At 57.3% G+C, this 6,182-nt stretch carries 9 protein-coding genes; 3 read left to right on the forward strand and 6 right to left on the reverse strand.

Features of this window, described 5'->3' with window-relative positions:
• The first annotated feature begins 303 nt into the window (after positions 1-303).
• The 3 genes from ACN8M7_RS25430 (at position 304) to ACN8M7_RS25440 (ending at position 1,703) form a co-directional block, all read left to right on the forward strand.
• Positions 304-1,002, forward strand: coding sequence for an inovirus Gp2 family protein (locus ACN8M7_RS25430; protein ID WP_490262580.1), 699 nt, complete (start codon positions 304-306; stop codon positions 1,000-1,002).
• Between the two features lie 184 nt (positions 1,003-1,186).
• The gene (locus ACN8M7_RS25435) at positions 1,187-1,432 is read left to right on the forward strand and encodes a type II toxin-antitoxin system Phd/YefM family antitoxin (RefSeq protein WP_033942931.1); all 246 of its coding nucleotides are present in this window, start codon (positions 1,187-1,189) and stop codon (positions 1,430-1,432) included.
• Positions 1,422-1,703 carry a type II toxin-antitoxin system RelE family toxin gene (locus tag ACN8M7_RS25440; RefSeq protein ID WP_125861722.1) on the forward strand — a complete coding sequence of 94 codons (282 nt, stop codon included), beginning with the start codon at positions 1,422-1,424 and terminating at the stop codon, positions 1,701-1,703. The genes ACN8M7_RS25435 and ACN8M7_RS25440 overlap by 11 nt, the downstream gene beginning before the upstream one ends.
• Positions 1,704-1,772: 69 nt before the next feature.
• Here ACN8M7_RS25440 and ACN8M7_RS25445 read toward each other — a convergent pair whose 3' ends face one another.
• The 6 genes from ACN8M7_RS25445 to ACN8M7_RS25470 form a co-directional block, all read right to left on the reverse strand.
• Positions 1,773-1,946: a hypothetical protein gene (locus ACN8M7_RS25445; RefSeq protein ID WP_165362587.1), complete on the reverse strand. Its 174-nt coding sequence runs from the start codon at positions 1,944-1,946 to the stop codon at positions 1,773-1,775.
• 10 nt (positions 1,947-1,956) lie between these two features.
• Positions 1,957-2,454 (reverse strand): RadC family protein, encoded by a 498-nt coding sequence (radC, locus tag ACN8M7_RS25450; protein WP_034019467.1) that lies wholly within the window; start codon positions 2,452-2,454, stop codon positions 1,957-1,959.
• Positions 2,426-3,376 (reverse strand): recombination directionality factor, encoded by a 951-nt coding sequence (locus tag ACN8M7_RS25455; RefSeq protein WP_034019468.1) that lies wholly within the window; start codon positions 3,374-3,376, stop codon positions 2,426-2,428. The genes radC and ACN8M7_RS25455 overlap by 29 nt, the downstream gene beginning before the upstream one ends.
• Before the next feature lie 91 nt (positions 3,377-3,467).
• A complete protein-coding gene (locus ACN8M7_RS25460; RefSeq protein WP_282340394.1) occupies positions 3,468-4,472 on the reverse strand; it encodes a YqaJ viral recombinase family nuclease in 1,005 nt (334 codons plus the stop codon).
• Between the two features lie 79 nt (positions 4,473-4,551).
• On the reverse strand, positions 4,552-5,520 hold the full coding sequence (locus ACN8M7_RS25465; RefSeq protein ID WP_282340396.1) for a DUF932 domain-containing protein: 969 nt from the start codon (positions 5,518-5,520) through the stop codon (positions 4,552-4,554).
• Positions 5,521-5,617: 97 nt separating this feature from the next.
• A complete protein-coding gene (locus tag ACN8M7_RS25470) occupies positions 5,618-5,890 on the reverse strand; it encodes a hypothetical protein (RefSeq protein ID WP_178091859.1) in 273 nt (90 codons plus the stop codon).
• Between the last annotated feature and the right edge of the window lie 292 nt (positions 5,891-6,182).

Consider the following 6,182-nt stretch of genomic DNA (forward strand, 5'->3'; position numbering starts at 1 on the left):
AAGAGGATTCTATAATCACTCTATAATTAACTACATGGATCAGCGTATTATTTTTGGATAATTTGGATAATTTAATTCCGAAATTGTATTGATTGTTAAAGGCTCTGTAATTGCTTTGTTTTATCTATAGCGCCCTTCGTGTTTGCTGGGCTTTCTGCTTATTTATTTTGCGGCGGGAGTATTATTATTTTATTGATAACTATTAAACTTATCTAGCATGGTGCGGGTGTTAGGGGTGGAGGGTGTATTAAATATTTAATAATGGCATATGTGTTATGAGTCAAATTAACTGGAGTCATAACCATGGTCAACGATATCGCTACAACCCAGCACTCCCCACTACGTCATCCCGATAATACCAATCTTCATTTGCACTACGGGGAGACCTTTGAAGGTTTTCCTATCCAGGCAGAAGTAGGCCCCTTTGCTCTGGAATACCTTTATGAACTCAAACATACCATCGACTTAGCCATGGCTGAGTACCCTAGAGTACTTGCCTTCAGAGTAGATCTTTATGTGCCTAATGGTATCGAGCTACCCGAGTACGCCTATACGAACAAGGTCATAAGCAAGTTCTTCGAATCGTTTACGAAGAGGATTCAGTACCACCAGGAGCGAGTGGCTGAGCGTGGTTACTCGCGTGGTTGCAAAGTACGATACGTCTGGTCGAAAGAGATCGGTCAGAGAGGTCGTCGCCATTACCACCTACTGATTCTTTTGAACCGTGATGCCTATTACAGGCTAGGCCGGATAGGTTCTGAACGGATTAACATGTTCAGACGGATTGAAGAGTCTTGGGCCAGTGTACTTGGATTATCAGCTGATCAGGTTAGGGGGCTGGTCCATAGGCCAAAGAATCCTGAGTACTTTATCAATCGAGAAATTCGTCGAGACGAGTTCGATGAGCTGCCTGAGCTGTTCTGCCGAGCCAGTTACCTGTGTAAGAAAGCGACCAAGCACTACGGGGATCGCCAGCGGAGTTTCGAGACCAGTCGGGGGTAGGGAGCAGTCCGCGCAAGCCGCATGGGCTCACAGCTGAATGGGAGGCTTCAGGGCAATCAGTTCTCCAAGATGGCGGCGGTTCAAAATTGGACGCCTCGTGCCATTTGGAAGATTGCCCATGGGGATGCCTTGCTATGCTATGCACCTTAAGACCAAAATAAAGACCTAAAAAAGGAGCTATGGTATGCAGAGTGTTTTGGCTGACGTTGCAGTGAGCGTTTCTGAGCTGAAGAAAAACCCCACCGGTGTTATGGCTGGTGCTGGTGGCATGCCGGTCGCCGTTCTCAATCATAACCGCGTGATGGGGTACATGGTGCCAGCCGAGCTGTACGAGCAGATGCTGGACCGTCTGGACGATCTGGATCTGATCGATGTCGTTAATGCACGCTCCGGTGAGAAGGGTGTGCCGGTGAACCTGGATGACCTATAAGCTCGAGTTCCTGCCCTCAGCGCTGAAGGAATGGGAGAAGCTGGGTCATACAGTGCGTGAGCAGGCAAAGAAAAAACTGCGTGAGCGGCTGGAAGCACCAAAGGTACAGGCTGATGCCCTCAGGGATCTGCCTGGGCACTACAAGATCAAGCTCCGAACAGCAGGCTATCGATTGGTCTATCGGGTCGAAGATGATCGTGTGGTTGTGATGGTGGTCGCAGTGGGCAAGCGTGAACGAAGTGCAGCTTACAAGGCAGCAGGTAAGCGTTAGCTACCAGGGCAAAAGAAAAAGTGAGAGCCATTGCAGGCAGTCTTTCGACTACCTACGCTGGCTCACCGTTCAAGGGTTCATTCTTACTTTCTGCTTCCGGTAGATCCAGCACGCCAACACCACGGCAATCAGCAATGGTGGAAAGCGCACCATCAGAATCACCAGCAGCAATATCGCCAGACAACCGGCCAAGATCCCGGCAAACATGAATGCCGAGGCAACAGTCCGTAACAGCAGTTTCATTGGCATCTCCTTACAGGTAGCCGCGCTCAGCCAACGACACACAATCCTCCTGGCCTACCACAACGTGATCGAGCGTTCTGACTCCGACCAGGTTGAGCGCGTCCTGCAGTTTCGTGGTGAGGTTTCGATCCGCCATGCTGGGTTCTGGGTCACCCGAAGGGTGGTTGTGCACCAGGATCAGGGCGGCGGCGTTGTGCTCCAGGGCGAGCTTCACGACCTCCCTGGGATACACGCTGGCTCCATCAAGAGTCCCCCTGAACAGCTCCTCGAACGCAATCACCCGGTGCCTGCTATCGAGCATGAGCAGGGCGAACACCTCGTGCTCATAGTCAGCCAGCAGCGCCTGTAGGTGACTGAACACCTCCTTAGGCGACGTCAGGGCACGTCCCTTGCGCAGACGCAGGCTGGCCAGTTGCCTGGCCATCAGCAGGATGTCGTTTTCCGTCACCGGGGACTCGACTAAGTAGGTGCCGGCCGTGTCACTGGCTTTCAGCTTGTGCAGGTGCATGGCGGCCTCCTTGGTCTTGGTCTGTGGGTGGGGTGTGACGAGCAGCCTGTGCATCGAGCTTTTCAGCCAGGCTGGGTTTGGTGGGGTTGAGTTGGGAAATTGTTGCTGCAGCAGGAGCTTCACCCTCGGGGTAGAACTCTTCCACGATGGCGCTGGCATCCTCCTCGCTGTCCTCGAAGGCTCCGTTGCCGAAGCCGCGTCGTGCAGCCTCATCCAACGCTGCTTGATTGAAGCCGGCAGCTTGCCGCCGCGAATCGAGTTCACTGGCGGACACCAGTGCTTCAGACATGTCCATGCCACCACGTACCGTCAGATCGGCGTAGAAGATCGGCGTGCCATGGCTCTGGCGAGTCGACTTACCACGTAGACGTAGTTCCAGTGGCAGGCAGGCCAGGCGGTTGCCCGAGATGGCCTGGAAGTAATGCAGGCGAGCGGCGAGGGTGCGGATGCTGTTGAAGCCGGTGGTGCGGAACACGAAGCTGCCCAGCGGATCCTCATCGCCAATGACCACGTTCAGTCGGCCGTAGGGCTTGCAGGCACCGCCTTTGGCCAGCGGACAGGCATCCGGCGAAGGGCAGGGCAACGACTGCATACCGTCCTGAGTGACCCGCTTGCAGGTCTCGCCATTGCCGACGCAGACCGGGCGTCCGGATTGTCGGTCGAACAGCGTGTAGTCTGCTCGGAAATTGAGCTCCGGTTCGTTAAACAACAGGCGTACCGGAATGCTACGCAGCTTGTCGTCCTTGCCCTGACGTAGCTCGTCATTGAGCGGGTGCAGCAGCCAGCCGTCCTTACCCTGCACCTGGGAGGTGATGGTGAATTGGTCATCCTTCTCCGGCAGCCGTTTGCCGTTCTTCTCGATGACCTTACCGATGGAAATCCGCCCGAGTACCGGTGGAGTGATAGCCAGACCTTTGAGCATGGTAATTCTCCTGGAAATGAAAAAAGGCCAGCCACGCAGCGCGAACTGCATGGACTGGCCAAGGGGAGGGAAGGGATGAATGAGGTTGGTTTCAGCCGACCAGGAAGCGCCGTGCACCCGGCTTCAGCAGTGGGTACTTGGCCTGCAGGTGCGGCTTGTCTTTGAGCAGCTGTGCGACATCGAAGCCGATGCTGTCCTTGGCCTTGCGCCAGCTGACGTAGCCGCTGGAGAATTCCGCCCGACTGGCATCTCCCATGGCCTGCTGCAGCATCTGCTTGAGCTCGGCCTCGCGCTTCTCCTTGTCGGCAATCGACTGACGCACGGCTTTCAGCTCGATGTAAGCCGCTGACAGACCAGCATGCTGGCTGAGGTCGATGACCTGGCCGTTGTCCTCCGGGTAGAGGCAACGCAGGGCTGATTCAGCGGAGGCGGTGCCATCGGCCGGCGGTGGGGTGTCGGTTTCCACGTACTGCCAGAACTTTCGCTCCAGCTCGATCAGCCGAGCGATCATCTGCTCATCTCGCTCGATGCGATGAATCTCCAGCATCTGGCCACCCAGCAGTACCGCCACATCCGCCGCCTGCTTGCCCGTGACGGCGAGCTGGTGCATCACCTGCAGCTGCACATACTCAGGCACGCCCTCTTTCCAGAGGCGTGCCCCGTTTATGCCGGCTGTCTTGCACTCGAGAATCTGCACATCGTCGGCCCCGATCACCTCGCGGTCGATGTTGGCCAGCATCCAGGGCAATTCCGGATCCGGATGCTGCAGCACGGCATTGATGCGACGTACCTTGTTCTTCGTACGCTTGCTGTAGTGCCAGGCCACGATGGGCTCCAGGACGTTGCCCCAGTACATCGGGCTTTCCTCATCCTGAGGATCAGCCTTGGGCATGCCAGCATCGCGACCGGTCTTCTCGATCCAGAGTTCCAGCTGCGACTTGTAGGGGTTGAGTCCTACGGCTGCGGCAGCATCCGAACTGCCGATGCCTTGCTTGCGGATCTGCAGCCAGTCTTCGCGCGGCAGCTCCTTGGTGCTGACCAGACGCAGGGCGGGGCGGGATTTGCTGGTGCTGCGATTCAATGAAGTGGCTTTCATAGCGTTCACCTTGCAGAAATAGAAACGCCCGACCTGCAACGAAGCGGGTCGGGCGTTATGGGTTGGAGTGGGTAAAAGGTCAGGCGACCAATTGCAGGGCTGTATCCAGGGCGCGTTGCTTGATATGGGCGCCTTGGCCGAACCAAGCGGAGTCGAGACGGTATTCCGTGCTGCGTGCCCGGCGCTCGTGATCGACGTACTCGGTCACGGCATTGAGCAAGCCCCAGGCGGTGCCGCGTGCTGAGTCCAGCTGGCTGCCACGGCCACGACCTTCGTAAAGCTCCTGCACCTTGCGCAGAGCGCGCTCGTTAGGCAGTTGCTCCGGTAGTGCCCCGGTTGGGCTTGTCTCGCACATCACGTTCATGAAGAAGCCCAGTGCCTCATGCCACTGCACCTTGCGTTCAGCCAGGTGGCGCATGCGGTACATGAAGTCGTCCCATTGCGAGACGGCGATGCCGAGCTGCTTCTTCACCAGCTCACCATCGAAGCGGGTGCTGTGCGGCACCTTGATCGCACGGCTGGTGCCGTCCAGGGCGATGGTGAGGGTGTTGTTGCAGACCACGCGAATGGTGGTGGGCGTTGCCGTGGTGGCCAGGGTGCCGTCGCAGGAAGTGGCCAACAGCAGGTAGCCATTCACTTGGTCGTTGCCCTTGAGCGCAGCGCCCTGGCCGGTGCGTGCAAGCGCCCAGAACTTGCGACCACCCTTGAGCACGCCAGCTGTTTCCAACTCGTAGCCGGAGACCTCGGTCAGGTCCCGGTAGAACTCCAGAACCTCGCGAGGCTGCACGGTGTGATAACGCTGCGAGACCACCGACAGCGGTGCCTTGGTGTCCGAGCGATAGAGCACCTTCTGTTCCGGGAACGAATGAATCGCGCCCAAGTGGCCTATGGCGTCCGACTTAAAGTGCACAGGGCTTTCCTGGATCTGCCAGTCCATGCCTGCTTCGCGTTGCCAGACTTCGATGGGCTGCTTCTGCGGCAGGTTGTTGCCCAAGCCGTGCCACGGAGTAGCGCCAACGTAGGCCATTTGTTCGATTTGATGAGCCATGACGAATTTCCTTTGGATGCAGGCCGGCATAAAGCGCCGCGCAGAGCGCAGCACCGGCAATCAATTAGAGATAAGGAAGAGGAGAGCGGTGGCCGGATCAGGCCGGCAGATTGAAGCGGTGACCGCAGAGCAGGCAGAGGTTGTGAGCCAGGACGTGACGGTCGAGCGACTCGCCGAGCTGTGCGCCGAGCGCACAGCCACCGACGCCTCCGGCCAGCCCGCCGAGGATGGCGCCAGATACAGAACCGAGTGTTATACCGACAGGGCCGGCGATTACGCCAAGCGCTGCGCCGGCCTTGCCGCCTGCCAGGGCAGCACTAACGCCACGTGCGAGGCCTCCGACAGCGCCGATGGTCGCGCCGGCTTTCATGGCGTGATGGAAAGAAGCGACTTTGGGGGAGTGACAGCGGGGACACTGCAATGACATGGGAAGATCCTCCTTGGTGCTGATGTCATTGCTGTAATGTGTTGTTGAGATTTTTTTGGATCGAATGGCTGGGCGGCGGCGAAAACTGAGTGCGAACTGGCTGGAGTCGGCCCAGACCGTGTAAAAACGCAGCAAGCGATGGCGATCAACTGCTGAGTGATTTTCTTAGTCCCAGGAGGCCGTGGGAGGCTCAATCAGGCGCAATCGGTGATTCTGATTGTATGGGCACTTCCGG

The sequence above is a fragment of the Pseudomonas spartinae genome, from assembly GCF_965197125.1.
Classification (GTDB): domain Bacteria; phylum Pseudomonadota; class Gammaproteobacteria; order Pseudomonadales; family Pseudomonadaceae; genus Aquipseudomonas; species Aquipseudomonas composti_A.

Bases quoted from the DNA above. Each gene is read 5' to 3' on its own strand.
- ACN8M7_RS25430 (WP_490262580.1), top strand. From the start codon at position 304: ATGGTCAACGATATCGCTACAACCCAGCACTCCCCACTACGTCATCCC.
- ACN8M7_RS25440 (WP_125861722.1), top strand. From the start codon at position 1,422: ATGACCTATAAGCTCGAGTTCCTGCCCTCAGCGCTGAAGGAATGGGAG.
- ACN8M7_RS25445 (WP_165362587.1), bottom strand. From the start codon at position 1,946: ATGAAACTGCTGTTACGGACTGTTGCCTCGGCATTCATGTTTGCCGGG.
- radC (WP_034019467.1), bottom strand. From the start codon at position 2,454: ATGCACCTGCACAAGCTGAAAGCCAGTGACACGGCCGGCACCTACTTA.
- ACN8M7_RS25455 (WP_034019468.1), bottom strand. From the start codon at position 3,376: ATGCTCAAAGGTCTGGCTATCACTCCACCGGTACTCGGGCGGATTTCC.
- ACN8M7_RS25465 (WP_282340396.1), bottom strand. From the start codon at position 5,520: ATGGCTCATCAAATCGAACAAATGGCCTACGTTGGCGCTACTCCGTGG.
- ACN8M7_RS25460 (WP_282340394.1), bottom strand. From the start codon at position 4,472: ATGAAAGCCACTTCATTGAATCGCAGCACCAGCAAATCCCGCCCCGCC.
- ACN8M7_RS25435 (WP_033942931.1), top strand. From the start codon at position 1,187: ATGCAGAGTGTTTTGGCTGACGTTGCAGTGAGCGTTTCTGAGCTGAAG.
- ACN8M7_RS25470 (WP_178091859.1), bottom strand. From the start codon at position 5,890: ATGAAAGCCGGCGCGACCATCGGCGCTGTCGGAGGCCTCGCACGTGGC.